Source organism: Aeromonas sp. 6P (genome assembly GCF_051919525.1).
Classification (GTDB): domain Bacteria; phylum Pseudomonadota; class Gammaproteobacteria; order Enterobacterales; family Aeromonadaceae; genus Aeromonas; species Aeromonas veronii.
The window spans coordinates 1,377,688-1,401,794 of sequence record NZ_JBQBEO010000002.1; the positions used below are offsets into that span (position 1 = coordinate 1,377,688).

Here is a 24,107-nt window from a genome sequence, read left to right on the forward strand (position 1 = left end):
CATGGCTCGATTTTTTATAGATAGACCCATTTTTGCCTGGGTGATCGCGCTGGTGATCATGCTGGCGGGCAGTCTGGCCATCATCAAATTGCCGGTCGCCCAGTATCCGAGCATTGCGCCGCCCGCTGTCGGTATTTCCGCCAGCTATCCGGGCGCATCCGCCAAAACGGTGGAAGACTCGGTGACCCAGATCATCGAACAGAACATGACCGGGCTGGATCACCTGCTCTACATGTCTTCACAGTCTGACTCCGCGGGGCGGGTGTCGGTGACCCTCACCTTCCAGCCGGGAACCGACCCCGATATCGCCCAGGTACAGGTGCAGAACAAGCTGCAACAAGCGATGTCGCTGCTGCCGCAAGAGGTGCAGCAGCAGGGGATCCGGGTACAGAAGACCTCCAGTAGCTTCCTGATGGTCGCGGCCTTCATCTCCAGCGATGGCAGCATGAACAACGACGACCTGGCGGACTATGTGGTCTCCAACATCAAGGAGCCTCTGAGTCGTCTGGACGGGGTAGGGGACATCACCTTGTTCGGCAGCCAGTACTCCATGCGGGTCTGGCTCGATCCCAACAAACTCAACCGGGTGCAGATGACACCGGGTGATGTGCAGGCGGCCATCAAGGCGCAGAACGCCCAGGTGGCGTTCGGCAAGCTGGGCGGTACTCCGTCGGTGGAAGATCAGCAGTTCACCGCCACCATCATGGGGCAAACCCGGCTCTCTACCGTGGAGCAGTTCAACGACATCCTGCTGCGGGTGAATCAGGATGGCTCCAAGGTACGGCTGAAAGATGTGGCCCGGGTTGAGCTGGCGGGCGAAAGCTATGACGCCGATGCGCTCTACAACGGTCAGTCTACCGCCGCGGTCGCCATCAAGCTGGCGACCGGCGCCAACGCGCTGGATACCGCCGAGAAGGTGCGTGCCAAGCTCAATGAGCTGTCGGATTACTTCCCGGCCAACATGGAGATCGTCTACCCCTACGACACCACGCCGTTTGTGAAGATCTCCATCGAGGAGGTGGTGCAGACCCTGATCGAGGCGATCTTCCTGGTGTTCTGCGTCATGTATCTGTTCCTGCAGAACTTCCGCGCCACCCTGATCCCGACCATTGCGGTGCCTGTGGTGCTGCTCGGTACCTTCGGGGTGATGGCGGCGTTCGGCTTCTCCATCAACACCCTCACCATGTTCGGTATGGTGCTGGCCATCGGCCTGCTGGTGGATGACGCCATCGTGGTGGTGGAGAACGTGGAGCGGCTGATGAGCGAGGAGGATCTCTCCCCGCTGGAAGCGACCCGCAAGTCGATGACCCAGATCACCGGCGCACTGGTGGGGATCGCCCTGGTGCTCTCCGCCGTGTTCGTGCCGATGGCCTTCTTCGGCGGCTCGACCGGCGCCATCTATCGCCAGTTCTCGCTGACCATCGTCTCGGCCATGGTGCTGTCGGTGCTGGTGGCGTTGATCCTGACACCGGCGCTTTGTGCCACCCTGCTCAAGCCGATGAAACATGGCGAGTTTGGTGCCAAGCGTGGCTTCTTTGGCTGGTTCAACCGCGCCTTTGATGCCGGTACCAACCGCTATCAGAGCGGTGTGCGCAAGGTGATCAAGCAGGGCGTGCGCTACAGCCTGATCTACGGCGCCATGCTGGCGGTGTTGGCAGTGCTCTTTATGCGGATGCCCACCTCCTTCCTGCCGGAAGAGGATCAGGGGGTCATCATGTCCATGGTGCAACTGCCGGTGGGGGCCACCAAGCAGCGCACCGAGGTGGTGCTGGCGGACATGCGCGACTACTTCCTGAAAAACGAGAAGGATAATGTCGATTCTGTACTGACCGTATCTGGCTTCAGTTTCGCCGGTAGTGGCCAGAACGCGGGGATGGCCTTTATCAAGCTCAAGGACTGGAGCGAGCGCAAGAGCCCGGATCGCAGTGCCAATGCCATTATCGGCCGCGCCATGGGCTATCTGTTCAGCATCAAGGAGGCGCAAGTGTTCGCCTTTAACCTGCCTCCGATCCCGGAGCTGGGGACGGCGACCGGTTTTGACTTCTTCCTGCAGGATCGTGGCGGTATCGGTCACGACAAGCTGATGGCGGCGCGTAACCAGCTGCTCGGCATGGCGGCGCAGGATCCCACCTTGGTGCGGGTACGCCCGAACGGGATGGAAGATACGCCGCAGCTCGATATCAAGATCGACTACGAGAAGGCGCTGGCGCAGGGGCTCTCCATCGCGGACATCAACAACACCCTGGCTACCGCCTGGGGCTCGTCCTACGTCAATGACTTCGTTGACCGGGGCCGGATCAAGAAGGTCTACATGCAGGCGGATGCCCCCTTCCGGATGAACCCGGAAGATCTCAAGCTCTGGTATGTGCGCAACAGTGCCGGTCAGATGGTGCCCTTCTCCGCCTTTGCCAGCACCGAGTGGAGCTTCGGCTCACCCCGTCTGGAGCGTTACAACGGCGTGCCGGCGATGGAGATCGTCGGTGAGGCGGCGCCTGGCAAGAGTACCGGTGATGCGATGGCCGCCATCGAGCAGATGGTGAAACAGCTACCGGAAGGGGTGGGTATCGAGTGGACCGGGCTCTCCTTCCAGGAGCGTCAGGCCGGTTCACAAGCACCTGCGCTCTACGCCATCTCCTTGCTGGTGGTTTTCCTCTGTCTGGCAGCCCTCTACGAGAGCTGGAGCATTCCGTTCTCGGTGATGCTGGTGGTGCCGCTCGGGGTACTGGGGGCCATTGTGGCTGCCACCCTGCGCGGGCTGGAGAACGACGTCTACTTCCAGGTCGGCCTGCTCACTACCATAGGTCTGTCGGCTAAGAACGCGATTTTGATCGTGGAATTTGCCAAAGAGCTCTACGACAAGGGGATGGGCTTGGGTGAAGCCGTGGTGGAGGCTGCACGCCTGCGTCTGCGTCCGATCCTGATGACCTCGCTCGCCTTTATCCTCGGGGTGCTGCCGCTGGTGATCAGCTCCGGCGCAGGTGCCAGCAGCCGCAACGCCATCGGTACCGGCGTGATGGGGGGGATGATCAGTGCCACCGTGCTGGCCATCTTCTTCGTACCGCTCTTCTTTGTGTTGGTGATGCGCTACTTCACCAAACACAGCAGCAAAGAAGCGCGTCTGACCCATGCCCATGAGTCAAAACATGACTGATGGCTGTGTTTTCTCAGTTAACAGCGCTACCAAAAGATAGTGTCAGACCAATCTGACCAACAATACAAATGGGGAAACCAGCATGGTTACCCCATTTTTTGTTCCAATCACAATTTCAGTTCAATTTTTAATCGTACTTTCAGTGGGGTCATACAGCCCCCATGGTGTTCTATCGAATCTTGGTCAAAAACGAGATGCTGAAACATTTTTTGGTGTGCAGTCTTGTTGGAATCGAGATAGAATCTGCCGTTCTATCGGGCTGGTACTGTGCGTTTTTTTGCCATGAAAGTTCTGTTTCGTCGTTTTAACACGAAATGAAAACATGGTTATGCGCCATCAAAACATAACAATGCTGGAGGGCATGATGACCAACAGCAAGCACAATCAGGTTAAAAGCAGCAAACTGGGGGCTGTAACCCAGGGGCGGTAGCCATAGCATTTTTCGCTAACTTGATTGAATAGCACTCATCTATATACATTCTGGTGATGTTAAAAGGCCCCTATGCGCGGTCTTGTATTTCTGGCTCAGCCCGCAACCGCATCCATATCAACTCCTCGCAAGAGAACGCATATAAATGAAAATACTTGTTACCGGTGGCGCAGGCTTTATTGGCTCTGCTGTTGTACGCCATATCATCCGTGATACTCAAGATTCCGTTATCAATCTCGATAAACTCACCTATGCCGGCAATCTGGAATCCTTGGCCGATGTCTCGTCAAACGAGCGTTATACCTTCGAACAAGTAGATATCTGCAATCGCGCCGAGCTGGATCGGGTGTTTGCCCTGCACCAGCCGGATGCCGTGATGCATCTGGCCGCCGAGAGCCATGTTGATCGCTCCATCACAGGCCCGGCTGACTTTATCGAGACCAATATCGTCGGCACCTATATGTTGCTGGAAGCGGCCCGCACCTACTGGAATGGTCTGGATGATGTGCGCAAGGCGGCCTTCCGCTTCCACCATATCTCCACAGACGAGGTATATGGTGATCTGCCCCATCCGGATGAAGTAGCCGTCGGTGAACCATTGCCGCTCTTTACCGAAACCACTCCTTACGCCCCCAGCAGCCCCTATTCCGCCTCGAAGGCCTCCAGCGACCATCTGGTTCGCGCTTGGCGCCGTACTTACGGCCTGCCAACCATCGTCACCAACTGCTCCAATAACTACGGCCCGTACCACTTCCCCGAGAAATTGATCCCGCTGGTGATCCTCAATGCGCTGGATGACAAGCCGTTGCCGGTCTATGGCAAAGGCGACCAGATCCGTGACTGGCTCTATGTGGAGGACCACGCGCGCGCGCTCTACAAGGTGGTGACCACGGGCTTGGTGGGGGAGACCTACAATATCGGCGGTCATAACGAGAAGCAGAATCTGGAGGTGGTACACACCATTTGCGATTTGCTGGACGAGATGGTGCCGAAGGTGGGCTCTTATCATGAGCAAATCACCTATGTGGCGGATCGTCCCGGCCACGATCGCCGCTATGCCATCGATGCCAGCAAGATGAGCGCCGAGTTGGATTGGCAACCGCAAGAGACCTTTGAATCCGGTATTCGCAAAACTGTGCAGTGGTATCTGGATAACCAGCAGTGGGTCAATAACGTCAAGAGCGGTGCCTACCAGTCCTGGATTGCGCAGCACTATTCTGCGATTGAAAAGAACGATGGGGAGCGTGCCTGATGCATATTCTGCTGTTTGGCAAAAATGGTCAGGTCGGTTGGGAGCTGCAGCGCGCACTGGCGCCGCTCGGGCGCATCACTGCCGTTGATTTTGACTCCACCGACTATTGCGGCGATTTCAGCAACCCGGCAGGGGTGGCCGACACGGTACGTCTGGTCAAGCCGGATGTGATTGTCAACGCTGCAGCCCATACCGCAGTCGACAAAGCCGAAAGCGAGCGTGAGTTTGCCGAGCTGCTTAACGCCACCAGTGTGGCAGCTATAGCCAAAGAAGCGGAAGTATTGGGTGCCTGGTTGGTGCATTACTCCACCGACTATGTGTTTGATGGCAGCGGTGAGCGCCCCTGGGTGGAAACCGATGCAACCGCCCCGCTCAACGTCTACGGTGAAACCAAGCTGGCAGGAGAACAAGGCGCCGCTATTTGCTCCCGTCACCTGATCTTCCGCACCAGCTGGGTCTACGCCGCCCGTGGTGCCAACTTTGCCAAGACCATGCTGCGTTTTGGCAAAGAGCGTAACGAGATGTCAGTCATCAATGACCAGTTCGGCGCCCCGACCGGTGCCGAGTTGCTGGCCGATTGCACCGCCCATGCGATCCGCGTGGCGCAGAGCAAACCCGAGGTCGCCGGGCTATACCATCTGATTGCCTCCGGCACCACCACCTGGTTTGACTACGCCCAGCTGGTGTTTGCCAAAGCTAGAGAGGCGGGCGTTGAACTGGCTGTGACACAGCTCAATGCAGTGCCAACCAGTGCTTTCCCGACTCCGGCCAAACGCCCCCATAACTCCCGTCTTGATACCGGCAAATTCCAGCGCACCTTTGATCTGGTGCTGCCGGAGTGGACCGTCGGTGTGGAGCGGATGTTGACCGAGATCCTGGGCAAGTAAATCACTGGCCAGGGATGTGTTGAATGCATCCCTGGCTGGCAGGGATAAAACAGAAAGGAGTGGCCTAACGCCACCCTTTTCTTTTGCAATTTAAAAATAAGAAACAAGCATTATGACCAAACGTAAAGGCATTATTCTGGCCGGTGGCTCTGGCACCCGTCTCTATCCAGTCACCATGGCGGTGAGCAAGCAGCTGCTGCCGATCTATGACAAGCCGATGATCTACTACCCGCTCAGCACCCTGATGCTGGCCGGGATTCGCGATATTTTGATCATCAGTACGCCGCAAGATACCCCCCGTTTTGAGCAATTGCTGGGTGACGGCAGCCAGTGGGGACTGAACCTGCAATACAAGGTGCAGCCAAGTCCGGACGGGTTGGCACAAGCTTTTATTCTGGGTGAAGAGTTCATCGGTTCAGACCCCTGTGCACTGGTGCTAGGCGACAACATCTTCTACGGCCACGATCTGCAGAAACAGTTGGCGGCAGCAGCGGCCAAAGAGAGCGGCGCTACCGTCTTTGCCTATCATGTGCATGACCCCGAGCGTTATGGGGTGGTGGAATTTGATAAAGAGGGTACCGCTATCTCTCTGGAGGAGAAGCCACTGGAGCCCAAGAGCAACTATGCGGTGACCGGCCTCTATTTCTATGACAACAGCGTGGTGGCGATCGCCAAGAGCCTGAAGCCATCACCCCGTGGTGAGTTGGAAATCACTGATGTGAACCGTATCTATCTGGAGCAAGGTAATCTGTCGGTGGCGATGATGGGCCGTGGTTATGCCTGGCTTGATACCGGAACCCACGAGAGCATGATTGAAGCGAGCAACTTTATTCAGACCATCGAGACCCGTCAGGGGTTGAAAGTCGCTTGTCCGGAAGAGATTGCCTATCGCCAGAAGTTCATTAATGCTAAACAGGTGCGTGAACTTGCTGCACCGCTGGCAAAGAATGCTTATGGACAATATCTGCTGAGAATGGTTGCCAAAGTTTGAAGTGATATGGGGAGAGGGAAGATGTTCTCCCCATAAAGATCGAATTTAATGTGGATAGACAGATGAATGTAATCAAGACAGCAATTCCTGATGTGCTTATTTTTGAGCCAAAAGTATTTGGTGATGAACGTGGCTTTTTCTTTGAGAGTTTCAACCACAAGTTGTTTGAAGAGGCGGTAGGATATCCGGTGACTTTTGTGCAGGATAATCACTCCAAATCGTCAAAAGGGGTACTGCGTGGCTTGCACTATCAATTGCCTCCTCATGCCCAGGGCAAGCTGGTGCGTTGTGTTGCAGGTGAAGTGTTTGATGTAGTGGTGGATATTCGCCAATGCTCGCCCACTTTTGGCCAGTGGGTTGGTGTGCATCTGTCTGCCGAAAACAAGTGCCAACTATGGATCCCAGAAGGCTTTGCCCATGGCTTTGTTACCTTGAGCGACACTGCGGAGTTTTTGTATAAGACAACTAACTACTATTGCGTAGCCAGTGATAGAGGCATCGCGTGGAATGATGAGCAACTAGCTGTGGCATGGCCAGTAGAAGGTATGAATCTCACCTTATCTGATAAAGACCAAAAACAACCAATCTTTAAACTGGCAGAGTATTTTTAATGTCAGATTTGGCAACCAAAGCAAAAAAAGGCCTGCAATGGAGCGCCTTGGAGCGATTTCTAACCCAAGGCATTCAGCTCGCGATTACTTTATATTTAGCGAGATTACTAGGGCCAACTGCCTTTGGCTTGGTGGGTATGCTGGCAGTGTTTATTGCCATCGCCAATGTGTTTGTCGATAGCGGTTTTACTTCGGCGTTGATTCGGAAAACAGATCGCACTGAAATCGACTTGGTGACAGCTTTTTACTACAATATTGCCATGGCAGGTTTGTGCTATCTTGCCCTTTATGTAAGTGCGCCTTTTGTTGCCGATTTCTATCGGCGATCAGAGCTGCAACCTCTGCTGAGAGTATTGGGCTTAACTGTGCTGATCAATGCATTCACGTTAATCCCGCGAGTTAAACTTAATGTGGAGATGGACTTTAAAACCCAAGCCAAAATATCGGTGCTAAGTGTGATGATCAGTGGGCCAACAGCGATTATATTGGCAATTAATGGTTATGGCGTATGGGCCTTGGTGACGCAAGCATTGCTCAATGCCAGTTGTGCTACCTTGTTGTTTAACTTTTTTTCCCCTTGGTTACCGCGTGGATACAGTACTAAAAATTCCTTTAGCTACTTGTTTAGTTATGGCAGCAAATTGTTATTATCTGGTTTGCTAGATGTCACCTACAACAATTTATATCAAATTGTTATTGGTAAAAAATTCAGTCCTGCGATAGTGGGGCAATTTAGCCAAGCCAATCAATTAGCTAGTGTGCCAACTACCACCCTTACGGGTATTATTCAGCGTGTCACTTTTCCGTTGTTTAGCCAGCTACAACACGACCAAGATAGAATGGCTAAGGCCTATCGGAAAACGTTAAAGTTATCGGCGTTAGTTATTTTTCCGTTAATTGTTGGTTTGGGTTTAATTGCAAAGCCGTTGTTAACCAGCCTATTAGGTGAGCAGTGGCAGGGAACCGCAGAATTGCTCACTGTATTGTGTTTAGGCTATATGCTATACCCAATTCATTCCATCAACTTGAATTTATTGCAAGTTACTGGTCGCAGCGATCTATTTTTAAAGCTTGAAGTAATTAAAAAAGTTATTGGTGTGACGGTATTATGGTTTAGCATTCCTTATGGCGTGTTGGCAATGTGTACCGGTTTTACTCTTACTTCCTATTTAGCCTTGCTGCTTAATACCTATTACACAGCCAAGTTAACCAATTTAAGCCAATGGCAGCAGTGCAAAGATATTTTACCCATCTGGCTAGCCGTGGTGGTAGCAGCCACCTTGGGGTATGGGGCCGGGTTATATTTCCCACAAGCTTGGTTGCAAGTCGGGGTTAACTTGGGGGTGGCCTTAATAGTATATGGCATGTATTTAGTTCTGGCGCAAAAGCCGTTGCTGTTGCAATTACGCAGCACCTTTCTACGCTAACGGTTTAATTATTTTCACTTTGGGCGTAACATGATGAATAAAACAATCCCAGTCACTCAGCCATTTTTACCAGAGTTAAATGAATTCGTACCTTACCTTGAAAAAATTTGGGACAACCGTTGGTTAACCAACAATGGTCCATTCCACCAAGAGCTGGAAGCCAAGCTGGCGGAATACCTCGGTGTTGAACATGTTTCTTTATTTAATAATGCCACCATTGCACTCATCACCGCCTTGCAGGCAATGCGTATTCACGGTGAGGTGATCACCACTCCTTATTCGTTTGTGGCAACCAGCCATTCGATCATGTGGAATGGCTTAGAGCCGGTGTTTGTCGATATTGATCCCGCCACCTTTAATATTGATCCTGCCAAGATAGAGGCTGCGATTACCCCACGTACCACTGCCATTATGCCGGTACATTGCTACTCTAATCCTTGCGATGTAGAAGCCATTCAAAAAATTGCGGATAACTACGGACTGAAGGTGATTTATGATGCAGCTCATGCCTTCGGTGTGAATTATAAAGGTGAGAGTTTACTTAGATGGGGCGACTTATCGATTTTAAGCTTTCACGCGACAAAGGTATTTAACACTTTCGAAGGTGGGGCTATAATCAGCCCAGATGCCAAAACCAAGCAGCGTATTGATCGCTTAAAGAACTTTGGCATTGCCGATGAACTCACCGTCACTGCTCCAGGCATTAACGGAAAAATGAGTGAAATCAATGCGGCCTTTGGTTTAGTACAACTTAAACATATTGATCGGGCCATGGCGCAGCGCCAAGCTATCGATGCGCGTTACCGCACTGAGCTTGCAGACGTAACAGGTATTACCATGTATCAGCATGACTGCAACGCTAATAGTAACTTCTCATACTTCCCTATCTTGGTTGAGGAAAATTACCCGCTCAGCCGTGATGAGTTATATGAAAAACTGAAATCCAATGGGATTTTATCTCGCCGCTATTTTTATCCATTGATCAGCAATATGCCGATGTATCGGGGGTTGCCAAGTGCCGATACCACACATTTGTCACATGCTAATGCCTTGGCGGAAAAAGTGCTTTGTTTACCTATTTACAGTGATTTGAATTATTTAGAGCAGTCATTGGTAATAAACAGTATTTCTACACTTGATATGTAGTTACTAGGTGAAATAATGAAAAAAGTATTAGTTGTATCTGACAATCCGAAGTTGTCTCTATTTCTGAAAGATCATATTCTCCCCAACATTAAAAATGCTAGCTGTGATTTTTGTTATTCCAAAGTAAACAAAAAGCCATTTGCCATGCAGCAGCTTGGTGCTGTAGAGATAGATATAAAAACCAAAGATGCAGATTTTGCACGTTCTTATGATGTGATATTTTCTCTCCACTGCAAGCAGATTTTTCCAGCAGAAATAGTAAACAACACCATTTGTGTAAATGTCCATCCAGGATTAAATCCTTATAATAGAGGGTGGTTTCCACAAGTTTTTTCCATTATAAATAAGCTACCAATAGGTGCGACAATTCATATCATGAATGAAGACGTGGATGCAGGCGATATAATTGTTCAGCAAGAAGTCTGCATAGCTGAAAGTGATACATCTCTAGATGTATATGAGAAAGTCCAGGATGTTGAGTTAGCGTTACTTTCTGAATGGTTTGAACGTATTGTATTTGAGGATTATAAAACATATTCTCCTAAAGAGGTTGGGAACTATAATTCTATTTATGACTTTAATCAGTTATGTTGTTTGGAACTTGAGCATACCGGTACTTTTAGAGAGCACATTGATATGCTTAGAGCCTTAAGCCATGGCGATTTTAAAAATGCTTATTATATTGATAATGATGGTGTCAAAAGATACGTAAAAGTCGTTATAACATAACGGTAAATATGCATTGAGGATTTAGGTTCTATGAACGATTTATACTATGAAAGGTTTTACTTTTGTATCGACGTTCCTGCTAAAAATAGAAAGTAAGAATTGTTTTGGTTGAGAGGATTGTTATGTAACAGTTATCGATAATAACAAAAGAACTGTGTAGTGTTAGAGCGTTTAATTAAAAGTTAAAAAATGAAGTAGTGAAATAAAAAAAATCAAAGAAAGATAATACTATTAAGACAACTCGGGGTGCGTATGGGCCTGAACCTAAATTCATGGTGGCTAACATGATGCTGTGGAATTATTGCATCAATGTTCATTAATAGGTAAATATTGATTAATTGCAGGTGGTATTTATTTTTTCTAAATTTTATTTAGAGACAAGCATCATATTGGTTTAGTATCAATTTCTCTATTTCAAATAATGATGAAATTGGATGTGTCATTAAATCATTTACCTCTACATTGATCAATTTACATCAGAAAAATGTGTGTATTGCCGTTGATGTAAAATAATGCATCGGAGATGGAGTTATGGTTGCTCATGAATCATTAGTGACTAATAATGTACCACTTTGTGCAATTTTTGGGGTGAATTCTGCAAACATCATCCGTTATCGTTCTTCGGCAACTGAAATTGAGCAATTATGAGAGTTAAAAGAAAAAATTAAATAAATCGCAAAATATTTGACTTCAAATGACATAAATAAATATATAGCATAAATTAAGGCGGCCAGAAATCATGAATGATGCAATCCTTACGGTTTGTGTTGTCACTTATAATCAAATTAAATACATAAGACAATGCCTGGATAGCATTGTGCAACAAAAAACAAATTATTCATATCAAGTTATTATTTCAGATGATGCCTCTACTGATGGAACATCAGAAGTGTGTGCTGAATACCAAAGAAAATATTCATTTGTGAAACATATTCGTCATCCCGTGAATATTGGCGCTCTTGAAAATTTTAAGTATGTACATTGTCAGGCTGAAACAATGTTTGTTGCTCATTGTGATGCTGATGATTATTGGGCCGAAAATAAACTAGATTTACAAATTTCCTATTTACTTGATAATAGTGACTGTAGTGCAGTTTATGCTAATGCAACAGTTGTAAATGAGGATGGTAGTGTATTTGGTTGTTTTAATAATGTCGAAAGAATACCCGATAAAATAAATACAGGTTTCTTATTGGAAAGGTTCAATTTTCTTAATAATAGTTCAATGGTCTATCGTTCTTCTGATATTGGTGCAGTGTTTTCTGTAAAAGAATTGATTGTGGACTATCATGTACACATAAATTTATCTCGGTGTGGATTTTTAGGTTATATTGAAACTCCATTAGCCTTCTATCGTAAAGGAGCCGATGGCAGTCTATGTTTAACTACGCCAACACTAGTTGGAGACTTAGTTCATAAGGCGAGACTTGATGGCATCAAACAGTCGAGGTTAAGTGTTAAAGAATCATCTAAAATAAAAGCCAATGCTTGGTATGGAAAAATAACTGCTTTGTTAAGGAGAAATGGCTTTGCATATAATAGACATGGAGAGGTTGAAAGGTTAGTCTCCGATTATAGTTTTACTTTAGCATTAAAATATTTATTGTTAGATTTGTTCGTATTAGCCATTAACAAAGTAAAAGATAAATGTACTGCGAGAAAGGTTAATGTTTTTTGTCGGAGATAAAACAGTTTAAAATATTGTTTATAATATAATGTTATTATTAATAAAAGCGTTATCAGTGCGAGGCATTAGTGGATGTTTTATCATGGATTATATTTTCTAGTGACATTAATGCTGGTTATGCCTATGTCGATTCTAGGTATAGGTTCTGCAAATTTGTCTTTTCCGATAATACTACTTTTGTTTATTTTTAACTTTATCAAAAGTAACCCACGGTTTTTATCTAGGGAAATTATTTTATCGATTTTTATCTATCTAGTTTTTCTTGTTTTTGTTGCTCTGGTTCCGTTGATTCACGGTACTAATTCATTTGATCTCCTTGTGTTTATTTGTTATGGTTTTTTTATTTTTATTAGCTCAGTTCTCTTATTGGTTTGTTATCGAAGCCATTATAAAGATGGCTATCAATACGTTGTATTGAGACATCTATATCTTATTGGTAGTTTAAATGCAGTTATAGCCGTTTTGGTGCTATTAAGTCCAGAATTAAAGCAAATCGTATATAGTATCGTGGATACCAATGAAACAACAGAAGAATATTTGGCATTAGGCATGAGAAGTTCCGGGTTATTTGTATTCGGGGGGTCTATTATGTCATTGTTTCATTGTCTAATTGTCTATATCGGATTGGTTCATGTTAAATATAAGCTGTCACATACCAATGCCAAGTTTATTATTACTGATATGATTTTAATTGTGTTTAATATTTCAGCTATTTTTCTTTCAGGTCGAATGGGATTCATTATAATTTTGGCCACACTTTCTTTAATTTTGATCTTGCCCGCTCGTGTGACCAGAGTAAGTAAGTTATTTGTTATTAAGGTTTTGGCACTCTCAATATCTCTTTTAGCTTGTCTTGTTTTATTTTATTATGAGAGTTTTAAAAATCTTATTGATTGGGCGTTGGAGTTATTTATTAATATATTAATGCGCAATGAGATTGGTACTGCATCATCAGATGTGCTAAAAAGTATGTATAGATTTCCTTCTGATATGGTTTTTGGTGAAGGAATATTCTCTATGCTAGGATTAGGTATTGATAGTGGTTATGTTTTACTTATTTGGTATTTTGGTGTTTTAGGGGTGCTTAGTTTTCTTTTGATGCTTTTTCTTAATTTTTTAATTCTGTTACAAAGCCATAAAAATAAAGATGTTTTTTCAGTATATTTGTTTTCCTTGTTTCTGATATTAATTGGTAACTTTAAAGATATATATCTTTTTGGTTCTAGTGGTATTGCTCAGATTTACTTTATATCTATGTTGCTATGTCTTTTTAATGTGAATGATATTAAACTAAAATATAATGCCATAACGAAAAAATAACAAATAAAGTTAATATTTCCCCACGAGGGATGTTGGCCACATTAATACTGGGAAATTAAATTGAATAATAACATTATATTGATAATGCCTAAGTTCAATGGTTATGAAAAAATTTTGGAAAAAGAAGCATCTAAGCAGTATAAGAGTGTAACAGCCATTTTTTATGATGAAACAGATTTTTTTTCATTAAGAAAATTGAGTTTTTTCGAAAAATCTATTTTGTTTATTATCAGTTTTTTGGTTGCGGGAAATCCGCATGAAAATAGTTTTTTTATAAAAATTAGAGATTTCATTTTGTCCTTTCACGCATTTCCTAAGTTTGAAAAATGGGTTTTAAACCAAATAAATACTAAACTGGTTTATGACAATTTAGTTGTTGTAAAGGGGTATGGTTTATCTGAAAATGCGATTCAATCTATTAATGCCAAGTGTAAATCATTGTATCAATGGGATAACATAATACATTTTCCATCTACTATATCCTTATCTAAGGTATTTGATGTAGTCTATTCTTTTGACAAGGCAGATGCGCAGTCTATGAGATGGAAGTTTTTACCAAACTTTTATTTGTCAAGTAAATCTAAAAAAGATGAAATCAACTTAAAATCAAATGATTTGTTTTTTGTTGGAGTATATTCCCCCCTTAGATTGCGTATATTGGCTGATTTAATTGTTTGGGCTAACGTAAATGGATATTCATATTATTTTAAATTATACTCCAAGTTTTTACAGGAAGATGAGATCATAACTAATAAAAAGATATGCAAGGAAAAATATAATGATATTTTTAGAAGGTCAAAATTTATTATTGAGATTTCTAAATGTGAGCAGATAGGTTATTCTCAGCGTTACTTAGAGTCTTTAGATAATGGGTCTGTATTTGTGGTTGCTAACTCTTCAGAACTCAATGTCAGTAAAGGACATATTATCTCACTATCAGAATTTAAATCGAATAATATAGTTCAAAATAATTTTTTGTTAAGTTCTTTTCTTACTTTAGATGAAAGTAAGGTGTTAGAGGTTTGTGAGGTTTCTAATTGGTTGAAGTTATTGACTTGTAATTCTGATTCGATATATTTTTCGATGTAAGATATAATCGTGGTTATCACTATTTAGAACCTTATTCATCTTTAGCTACCCCGCTCAATTGAGCGAGGCGTGGCTTTAAGGGGATGCTCGTCAGGGTGTGAACGCATTTTGTTAATGCAATTTGAACTAAATAACTGATCATAATAGTGCTACACCTTCGCTGTGGCATAGCCATTCCCCGGGAAAGGAGACACGGTATCCATGAAGTGTTTCACTCGGCTAGCAGGCTGGTCATTTCTCTACATTGTTGATTGCGCGTGATAGTTTCATGTAACTTGTGCCACAGCAGTTCTATGTGATTAACCCAAGGGTTGTAAACTGGCTGGAACACCAAGCAGAACTTGGGATTTTTCTTCAACTATCGCTCGGTCTGTTTGCTTTTGTGAATGATGTAGTTATCGAGGGTCAGCGTGATGGTTTTGGCTCGTCGGTAGTGGAGACGCAGCTTTTCTAGCATGGCGAAAAACAGGGATAACTTTTTCTTTATCCCACTGACGTAAAGCATTCTTCCTTTGCCTGCATGGAGAACGCCCGCTAGGTAATGTTTCGCGTTCTGTCCTGGTGTGACAACCCGCTTTTGCTGCGCTCTGAACATCCAGTTGGCCCCTAATTTTGGATTGAGGTCTATATCGACTTCATCCTCATAAAACACCGGATTATCGGCATCACTACGGGCCAGCGTGGCGTCGATATCCGCCATTTTCTCCTGATAGGCTGGGTCTTTTATCCGCAAGGTTGGCACGGGCCTGCGCCAGACAAGTCCCATACGAGGTAACCATCTGCGGAGCGTGGAGGCTGCCATAATGCCTGTTAACCGATTGATTTTGATGGCCAATAGTTCGGTACACCAGCGGCTGCGCTGATAACCAAAATCTTGCGGAAAAAACTGCATGAGCAGCACCAGTAAGGTGGCAATCTTGGCGACAGGTAGGGCCGGGGCATGGCCAGCCGCGCCGGTATGGTGATGGACATCAGTGATCGTGCGGCCTTCATGTAACAGCAAGGTGCCATAAAGCGACGAGCATGTCCTTTATCACTCGTGACATGGGTGATTTTGTGAATACGGCGCCGTTGTGGTCGTGGCAGGGGGGGTAGGATAGGCATCAACTCAGTCCTTTGGGTGCGGCTTGTTTTGTTTGGCGACTAATGAGATCGCACAAACTGGACTGAGTTCCCTTCCTCCGGTGATCTACTATTCGGAACAGCCATTTAGTAAAGTTAGTAGTTGTAAACCCCTTCGTCAGTAAGCTCATATGCTTGACATGCTGTATCTGTAAACAGTATTTGATTGCAAAAGTATCCGGCTATATAGCATCCCGTCAGGCAAATTTGCGAGATCTACAAGCTTATATAATCCCAATACGCAGTCTCTAGAACTGAGGGGAGATTGAGCACGGCATCAACACTTTTGCGGGGTGAACACTTTCGCATCAAAAGGAAGGTGACCTGCTATGGATCAGTTGAAGAAATGTAGACAGAGTGATAAGTCATTGTCTAGGTAATTGCAATGATTAGTACAATATCAGTACCAGTTGATGGCAGGATAAGATATTCAACATGTTCCTGAAAGGGAAGAATTGATGCAATAAGCAGGGCACACTAAAGACTGTGAAAAGGCACTTGTTTGAAGCCTGTATAAGGCGATAGTTATATTCGTATAGAGTATACATCATCGTCTACTTAAACATCTTTGGTAATGCTCTCTTGGTGACTACTATTCAATATTTCACAGTCGTTTTAATGCGACTAATAAGATATTTTCATTATGTATTTAAGTTGAGTATTACAGTATGATAGATATCATTATAGCTACGTTTAATCCTAAAGTTTATTTACTACAGCAGATAGACTCAATATTGTCTCAGCAATCTATAGATAAAGTTAATAGAATCATTATTGTTGATGATAATTCAACAGACAAAACTTATTTGTTATTGGCTCTTAAAAAAGATCCACGCATAGAGCTTTATAAAAACTCATCGGGTAAAAGTGGAGCGAAGAATAATTTTTCATTTGGACTATCTTTAACATCATCTGACTTTGTGATGACCTGTGATCAGGATGATGTGTGGCTACCACATAAAGTTGAGCTTAGCCTTGATACTATAATGAAATTGGACGGAAACTACCCCTGTTTAGTTTCAACGGATGTAATGGTCGTTGATAGTGAGTTATCTGTAATACATGAATCATTTTTAAATTATAAAGGTGTAAAGCTACCGCAAGATGCACGAACTAATAATATTTTGTATAGTAACATATTTCCAGGATGCTCGATGATTTTCAATAGAAAGCTATTAGATATTGCGCTTCCTATCCCAGACGAGGCCATTATGCATGATTGGTGGTTAATATCTGTCGCCTCTCTTATTGGGCAAACATCTTATTGTCTAGAGCCAACAATGTTATATAGACAACATGAGTCTAATTGTATAGGTGCAAAGCAGAACTCTCTTCTTTCTGCTTTCAAGGCAAGAAGTATAATGGATAATTTAAGCCTATTAGAAAAGCACTATATCAATGTTAAAAAGCAAAATCTGGCTATTTATAATCGATTTATGTTAGAAGAAAATAAGAGTGTTGATGCTGCTGAGTTAGAGGGATTTTTGCATACAGGAGGAACTATTAATGAATCACTAAAATTCTATAATTGTTTAAGGATGGGGTTTTTAAAGTCATTTTTATACTTTTGTTTTATTTCGTATAAAAAGATATTTCGGCAATAAACATAATTTCTATAGGTAAATCAACGAATGAAATTCGATACTGAGATACAGTTTTCCCTAAGCTTCTGTTTTGCCTATTTGTCATAGTGAAATTCGTTCGGCCGTTTTTAATAGGAGTGCAATCAATAAAAATAAAAGGTTGGTAATAAAACTTATTTATTTTTCTACTTCTATATAAGAAGAACCCATAATTTGATGGGAGATAGTAATAAATTTATTTCATGGTTTTTTACTATCGAATATTTTGAGTTTTATTTAGATTGATTTTTAGGGGCGAGAATGAGAAAAAAAATTATGATTATGAGTCGTTACCCTGTAGAAGGAGCTAGCTCAAGACTGCGATTATTACAATACTTACCTTTTATCACTACTGGCCATGATGATTTTTATGTAACATCGTTCTTTAACGCAAAGTATATGCTATTTCTTAATGGAAAGAGAAAACTATCATATCTCAATATTGTTTGGTGTTATATAAGGCGTTTTTTTCATTGTTTATTATGTGTTTTTTTTGACACGATATGGGTAGAAAAAGAAATCTTTCCCTATTTACCTGGTTGGTTTGAACGTTTTTTTGTCCTTATAGGGAAAAGAGTTGTTGTTGACTATGATGATGCGGTGTATCTACAATATAAACATGGTAATTTAAAAAAGATTCTATTGGGAAATAAAATTGAAAAGGTGATGAAGCATGCATCACTAGTTATTGCAGGAAATAGAAATTTGGCGGATAAAGCAAAGTTATCCGGTGCTAAAAACGTTTTGATTATACCTACAGTGATTGATATCCGTCGTTATTCTCAAGTTCCAAATTACAATTACAGAGATAAAGTCTCTTATATCGGATGGATCGGCTCTCCATCAACGGAGAAATATCTAATTGAAATGAAAAATGCTCTGTCATCTATCTGTGAAAAATTTTCTGTAAAACTCTTGGTGGTTGGTGCTAGTGATAAGATTTTAAGTCATTTTAAGAATGATCATATTGAATTGGTTTCATGGTCTGCAGATAGTGAAGTGGAGCTAATTAAAAAAATGGACATTGGGATCATGCCATTAATAGACAGTGAGTGGGAAAAGGGTAAGTGTGGATATAAAATAATTCAGTATATGGCCGTCGGCATTCCAGTAATTGCTTCCCCAATAGGCGTTAATGTTGATATTGTAAATGACTCAAAATCAGGATTGCTAGCATCTACACAAGAGGAGTGGATTTCTGCATGTTCTACGCTCATATCGTCAAGTGCTCTCCGTGAAATGTATGGAAAAAATGGACGTGCAGCGGTCGAAAATATATATTGTGTTCAACAGCAATACAAGTCGATAAAAGAGTTATTAATAATCAACTGAGCATTATTTCATGGGTTCTTATATTGCATATATATTTCCTTATATTATTTTATCATTGTTTACATTTAGGCATAATGGAATATTGCGAGGTAAGTTCCCATGGATACTTTTTTATGTTTTTTTATGTTTATTTATTGGATTGAGAGAGTCTATTGGTGGAGACTGGCTTCTATATAATAAATTCTTTATTGAGATATCAAAGCTTTCATTTTTTGATGCAATCAGGTATACAGACCCAGCATATGCGGCTATAAACTGGATTGTTGGAAGAACATTCGGGACTATATATATAGTTAATTTTATCTGTGCGCTTATTTTTTTTAGTTGCATATTCATTTTTTGTTCCAAGCAGCCATATCCATGGTTGTGTTTAGCTGTTTTATATCCATACTTAATTGTTGTTGTGGGAATGGGTTACACTAGACAGTCTGTAGCAATTGGATTGTCCTTATTAGCGGTTTCATTTTTCTTGGATGGAAAAGTATACAAATCACTTCTGGTTATTATGCTATCTGTGCTTTTTCATAAGTCTTCATTATCATTTATTCCTGTGTTTATATTAGGGCTTAATAATAAGAAAATTATTTTTTCTATGTTGTTGTTTTTTATTGCAATGATGATTTATATATATCTTTTTTATTGGAATCATATATCAGAACTATATATAAAAAATTTAGTCTATTCGCAGGGTGCAATTTTACGTGTCGGTCTGGGGATTTTTATCTTATGTCTATATTTGATGGTGAATCCATCGCCATCATTTTTTTTGTTTGCGGATAGACAGTCTGATTTACTAAAAAGTGGAGCCATAGTTACATGCATATCTATGATTCTAGTTTTTTTCTATCCAACACTAGTGGATAGATTTTACTTGTACTTTATATATTTCCAACCACTTCTATTGATGTTAGTTTTAGATAGGATTCGTGATTCTAAATATCTTCGTCACGCAGTGACATTTGTTTTATCGCTATACTTTTTTTTATTATATATTTGGCTATGTTTCTCTCCATTCGCAGGCTTGTTTTGGCTTCCATATAAAAACATCTTGAGTATTTAAATGTGAAAATATTATTAATTGGCAATACAATGTGGTCATTCTATAACTTCAGAATGGATTTAATTAAAAATATTATTGGTTTAGGGCATCAAGTCTATATTTTGGCGCCAAATGATCACTCCTTCAATAAGATTAAAGATATACCTGGGTGCACGTTATTAGATATAAATCTTTCGAGAAAAGGAATAAATCCAATCTACGAAATATTGCTTCTTTTCAAAATTTATCTAAAAATAAAAGAAATTAAGCCAGACCTTATCTTCAACTATACTATAAAGCCAATAATTTATGGCTCCATTGCCTCATGGTTCGCGGGGATTAAAAATATAGCGGTTACAACTGGCTTAGGTTATATAGCTATAAATAATAACTTAGTATCAACAATATCTCGTTACTTATATAAGGTCGCATTGTTCTTTTCAAATGAAGTTTGGTTTTTGAATGAGGATGATAAAAGTTATTTTATTTCATTAAGGCTAGTCGATAAGAACAAAACAAGAATACTCCCTGGTGAGGGGATTGATGTTGATTATTTTTCAAACATCCATTTTCAGCCATTTTTTAGTGAAGGTTTTTCATTTCTCTTGATTGCAAGAATGCTTTCAGATAAAGGCATTTTTGAATTTGTTGAAGCCGCAAGAAGAATTAAATGTTTTTTCCCAGAGTGTAAGTTTATATTAATGGGAGATGTTGATTCTGGTAATCCTAATTCGATAGAAAAAGAAATGCTGGAGGCTTGGATACAAGAAGGGGTGATTGATTATTTACCATTTGAGCATGACGTTAGACCGTTCATAAATAAAGCAAACTGTGTTGTATTACCATCATATCGAGAGGGGATTCCTCGCACGCTGCTTGAAGCTTCGGCCATGTCGAAAGTAGTTATTGCATCAAATGCCCCAGGGTGTAAAGATGTCGTTATCAATGGGGAAACCGGCTTCCTTTGTGAGCCAAAAAATGTAGATAGTTTAGTCGAAACGTGTACTTATGTTCTTGGATTGGAGTCTTCTGAATTAGTATTGCTCGGACGTAATGGAAGAAACTATGTGGCTAATAAGTACGCAAACGAGATAGTTTTTGATTTTTATAAAAAAACCATAGCAAAATATCAAGTGTAAAGTAACGGTAATAGCATGAATTCAAACATATTATTTTTCTTTATTTTTATTGGCGCAGCGTCATTTTTATTATCCCTTTTTTTTAGCAAGCTAGCACATATTTTTGGCTTGGTTGACAAACCCACACAAAGAAAACAACACGTAGGTAACGTCCCGTTAGTCGGTGGTTTATCAATTTATACATCAGTAATGCTAGCTCTTTGGTGGAAACAAGAGTTGCTAGTGCACTCTGATATTTATGTTCTATGTGCTTCAATACTTGTTATGATCGGTGTGATTGATGATAAGTATGACGTAGATTATAGAATAAGATTAATTGTTCAAATCATTGTTTCTTGTCTCATGATTTTTGGTGCTGGTCTTTCATTGAAAAGCCTAGGATATATACTCTTTGGTTCGGAATTGGTTTTAGGACCTCTTGGCTACATCGTTACGATACTGGCTGTTTTGGGAGCAATAAATGCATTTAACATGGTTGATGGTATTGATGGTTTATTGGGGACATTATCTCTAGTCGCGTTTGCAGGGCTTTTTTACATACACTATGAAGATGAACAGTTTAATCTTGCATGGTTCTCTTTGCTTTTTATTATCGTCACTGTGCCGTATTTACTATTAAATCTTGGTTTTATACTAAAAGACAGATGCAAAATATTTATGGGTGATGCAGGAAGCATGCTGCTTGGATTCACCATCGTATGGATATTATTGCAGGGCACACAAGGTGCAACTTCTCAGATGAAGCCGGTAACGGCCTTATGGTTGATTGCCATTCCTCTTATCGACATGATTTCGACAATGGTAAGGAGAATAAAAAAGAAGCAATCGCCATTTAAAGCTGATAGAGAACATTTGCATCATATTTGTTTGAGAGCTGGCCTGTCATCAGGTAAATCTTTGGCTTTAATCTCTTTTATGGCAGCATTGCTCGCTATTTTTGGTATATTTATGGAGTATAGTGGTATACCAGATTTTATGGTTATGATAATGTTTTTATTTATTTCAATGTTCTATTATGTAATGTTGAGCCACATATGGAAAATTATCTCTTGGCTGAGGAGTCGTTCATGACTAAGATCTTTCCATGTATTATATATCCTTCCATCTAAATAGCTGTTACGAATTATCGCTCACCGGAGGTAGGAACTTCAGTCCAGTTTGTGCGATCTAATTCGTCGCCCAAAAATCAAGCTGTAGTGATGTGATGGAGGCCCCCTCCCAGCGTGGTCAGTTTCATACTTAGGCTGACAGCGTTCAACTTGGGGGAGCACCACATGAACACGATCAAAGTAATTGGAATCGATATTGCTAAGTCTGTTTTTCAGGTGTGTGTATGGATGGCTGATGGTTCTGTTGCCTGGAGTCGTAAAATATCTCGCCAGAAACTGCTCCACACGTTGCGCCAGTTTCCCACCGCAAACACTGATTGCTATGGAAGCTTGCTCAACATCTCACTTCTGGGGACGGACACTGATATCGATGGGCTATGACGTAAAACTCATACCCACACAGCATGTCAAAGCCTTTGCAAGACACCAGAAGAATGATGTCAACGATGCATTAGCTATTTGTGAAACTGCTTGCCGACCAGGGATCCACTTCGTATCAGTTAAAACTACAGAGCAACAAGATATCAAGGCGTTACGTAGTGCTCGCCAGCTCATAGTTGAGCAGCGAACAGCTCTGGCTAACCAACTACGGGCATTACTTGCCGAGTACGGGGTCATTATTCCAGCTGGGTTACAACGCCTGCAACAACAACTGCCAGAAGTGCTTGAAGACGGAGACAATACGATAACCTTCACGCTTCGCCGACTACCGAGCCTGTTACGAGAAGATATGCAGATACTCACTGAACGGATTGATGTCTTGGATAAGGAACTAGCTGAACTGTCCAGCCAGCAGGTTGCCTATCACCACTTATTGACCATTCCTGGCGTCGGGCCACTGATTGCCGCTGCGGTGGTCAGTGAGGTTGATGCCACCCAGTTTTCCAGCGGCCGTGAGCTTTCGGCTTGGTGTGGCTTAGTCCTTCGACAGCACAGTTCAGGTGGAAAACAACGGCTTTCATCCATGACCAAGAACGGTAATCGTAACTTGAGGACCTTGATCATCCATGGCGCTCGAGCGGTGATGCGTTGTGTGCAAAAACGGGATGACAGTTTAGGGAGATGGATCAAGGCAATTGAATTGCGGCGTGGCTTCTTGAAAGCCACTGTCGCCCTGGCAAATAAGTTAACTCGGATTATCTGGCGCGTACTAACTGACTCGGTTGATTTCAGTATGAGCAGAGCTTTTGCAGGAAATTCATTTGATATTTGCTTAGAAAATCTACGTTACTAAGTTTGCAGGCACTGATGAAGAAACGGGTACTGTCCTTGTAACAGCCTGAATTAGACTTGGGTATGCATATACTGGTGTAGTGATAAGGAAGCAAGGCTCGGATGACATCATTGCTAGGGAGTTAATCTCATCATAACGCCGGATATATGGTCGCAAACCGTATCAGTTCAGTTCTTGCACAACCCTGGGGCGTCCATATATGGTCTAATCATCCCGGACACCATTTGGGTGGTACAGTTGCCACCATGATCTGAGGTGTTCAATGACAAGATTACGTCGCTCATTTACTGCCGAATTCAAACTCGACGCCGCATCCCTAGTGCTCGACCAGGGATATTCTGTCCCTGAAGCCAGCCGTACACTGGATGTCGGTGAAACCGTACTGCACCATCTGCTTGTCAAGCATCTACGTCGTTCTCACAGCCATGCGTCATGGGAAACGCCATACCCGCTAGGGAGAGAGGGGGACCATCAATATAGTGAACGGCATTAGTCGCTGACATGGGATCGCGGCATGGAACTGGCCAAGCATTTGGGGTTTACTGCAAACACTGGGGTGAAGGTTTACTTCTGTGATCCCCAGAGTCCCTGGCAACGGGGGGCGAATGAAAATACCAATGGGCTGATCCGACAATACTTCCCCAAAAAGACATGTCTTGCCCAATATTCCCAGCAAGAGCTGGATACGGTTGCAGCTCAACTAAACCGCAGACTGAGGAAAATCCTGAAATTTAAAACGCCAAAAGAAGTTATTGAAAAGAGTGTTGCGTTGACAAGTTGAATCTACAAC

The 24,107-nt window shown here is 42.8% G+C and carries 16 protein-coding genes and 3 pseudogenes; 18 read left to right on the forward strand and 1 reads right to left on the reverse strand.

The features are described from left to right. The first annotated feature begins 1 nt into the window (after position 1). From ACTG2J_RS06620 to ACTG2J_RS06670, 11 genes are all read left to right on the forward strand, one after another. Positions 2-3,151, forward strand: a complete 3,150-nt coding sequence (locus ACTG2J_RS06620; protein WP_184232417.1) for an efflux RND transporter permease subunit — start codon at positions 2-4, stop codon at positions 3,149-3,151. 575 nt (positions 3,152-3,726) lie between these two features. Next, entirely contained in the window at positions 3,727-4,833 is a 1,107-nt protein-coding gene (gene rfbB / locus ACTG2J_RS06625) for a dTDP-glucose 4,6-dehydratase (protein WP_439988870.1), read from the forward strand. Continuing rightward, the gene (rfbD, locus tag ACTG2J_RS06630; RefSeq protein ID WP_439988869.1) at positions 4,833-5,720 is read left to right on the forward strand and encodes a dTDP-4-dehydrorhamnose reductase; all 888 of its coding nucleotides are present in this window, start codon (positions 4,833-4,835) and stop codon (positions 5,718-5,720) included. The genes rfbB and rfbD overlap by 1 nt, the downstream gene beginning before the upstream one ends. A 112-nt stretch (positions 5,721-5,832) precedes the next feature. After that, a complete protein-coding gene (gene rfbA / locus ACTG2J_RS06635) occupies positions 5,833-6,711 on the forward strand; it encodes a glucose-1-phosphate thymidylyltransferase RfbA (protein WP_439988868.1) in 879 nt (292 codons plus the stop codon). A 62-nt stretch (positions 6,712-6,773) separates the two neighbouring features. Beyond that, positions 6,774-7,322, forward strand: a complete 549-nt coding sequence (rfbC, locus tag ACTG2J_RS06640; RefSeq protein ID WP_439988867.1) for a dTDP-4-dehydrorhamnose 3,5-epimerase — start codon at positions 6,774-6,776, stop codon at positions 7,320-7,322. Continuing rightward, positions 7,322-8,749, forward strand: a complete 1,428-nt coding sequence (locus tag ACTG2J_RS06645) for a lipopolysaccharide biosynthesis protein (RefSeq protein ID WP_439988865.1) — start codon at positions 7,322-7,324, stop codon at positions 8,747-8,749. Before rfbC ends, ACTG2J_RS06645 begins: the two co-directional genes overlap by 1 nt. A 30-nt stretch (positions 8,750-8,779) precedes the next feature. Continuing rightward, positions 8,780-9,895: a dTDP-4-amino-4,6-dideoxy-D-glucose aminotransferase VioA gene (vioA, locus tag ACTG2J_RS06650; RefSeq protein WP_439988864.1), complete on the forward strand. Its 1,116-nt coding sequence runs from the start codon at positions 8,780-8,782 to the stop codon at positions 9,893-9,895. A 15-nt stretch (positions 9,896-9,910) separates the two neighbouring features. Next, positions 9,911-10,624, forward strand: coding sequence for a dTDP-4-amino-4,6-dideoxyglucose formyltransferase (locus ACTG2J_RS06655; RefSeq protein WP_439988863.1), 714 nt, complete (start codon positions 9,911-9,913; stop codon positions 10,622-10,624). A 739-nt stretch (positions 10,625-11,363) separates the two neighbouring features. After that, entirely contained in the window at positions 11,364-12,311 is a 948-nt protein-coding gene (locus tag ACTG2J_RS06660) for a glycosyltransferase (protein ID WP_439988862.1), read from the forward strand. A 99-nt stretch (positions 12,312-12,410) separates the two neighbouring features. Then, complete coding sequence (locus tag ACTG2J_RS06665; RefSeq protein WP_439997307.1) at positions 12,411-13,631, forward strand: hypothetical protein; 1,221 nt, start codon at positions 12,411-12,413, stop codon at positions 13,629-13,631. A 60-nt stretch (positions 13,632-13,691) separates the two neighbouring features. After that, positions 13,692-14,720 carry a hypothetical protein gene (locus ACTG2J_RS06670; protein ID WP_439988860.1) on the forward strand — a complete coding sequence of 343 codons (1,029 nt, stop codon included), beginning with the start codon at positions 13,692-13,694 and terminating at the stop codon, positions 14,718-14,720. A 149-nt stretch (positions 14,721-14,869) separates the two neighbouring features. On the opposite strand, the pseudogene ACTG2J_RS06675 reads toward ACTG2J_RS06670, so the two are convergent. Further along, positions 14,870-15,824, reverse strand: a pseudogene (locus ACTG2J_RS06675) (IS630 family transposase). 686 nt (positions 15,825-16,510) lie between these two features. On the opposite strand from ACTG2J_RS06675, the gene ACTG2J_RS06680 reads away from it, so the two are divergent. The 7 genes and pseudogenes from ACTG2J_RS06680 to ACTG2J_RS06710 all read left to right on the forward strand — a co-directional run bounded on the left by ACTG2J_RS06680 (position 16,511) and on the right by ACTG2J_RS06710 (position 24,098). Continuing rightward, entirely contained in the window at positions 16,511-17,446 is a 936-nt protein-coding gene (locus ACTG2J_RS06680; protein WP_439988858.1) for a glycosyltransferase family 2 protein, read from the forward strand. Between the two features lie 279 nt (positions 17,447-17,725). Continuing rightward, positions 17,726-18,796, forward strand: coding sequence for a glycosyltransferase family 4 protein (locus ACTG2J_RS06685; RefSeq protein ID WP_439988857.1), 1,071 nt, complete (start codon positions 17,726-17,728; stop codon positions 18,794-18,796). A 10-nt stretch (positions 18,797-18,806) separates the two neighbouring features. Further along, entirely contained in the window at positions 18,807-19,856 is a 1,050-nt protein-coding gene (locus tag ACTG2J_RS06690; RefSeq protein ID WP_439997308.1) for an EpsG family protein, read from the forward strand. A 2-nt stretch (positions 19,857-19,858) separates the two neighbouring features. After that, positions 19,859-20,974: a glycosyltransferase family 4 protein gene (locus tag ACTG2J_RS06695; RefSeq protein ID WP_201990494.1), complete on the forward strand. Its 1,116-nt coding sequence runs from the start codon at positions 19,859-19,861 to the stop codon at positions 20,972-20,974. A 15-nt stretch (positions 20,975-20,989) separates the two neighbouring features. Next, a complete protein-coding gene (gene wecA / locus ACTG2J_RS06700; RefSeq protein ID WP_113738816.1) occupies positions 20,990-22,045 on the forward strand; it encodes a UDP-N-acetylglucosamine--undecaprenyl-phosphate N-acetylglucosaminephosphotransferase in 1,056 nt (351 codons plus the stop codon). A gap of 203 nt (positions 22,046-22,248) precedes the next feature. Further along, positions 22,249-23,317, forward strand: a pseudogene (locus ACTG2J_RS06705) (IS110 family transposase). 262 nt (positions 23,318-23,579) lie between these two features. After that, positions 23,580-24,098: pseudogene (locus ACTG2J_RS06710) on the forward strand (IS30 family transposase). Positions 24,099-24,107 lie beyond the last annotated feature (9 nt).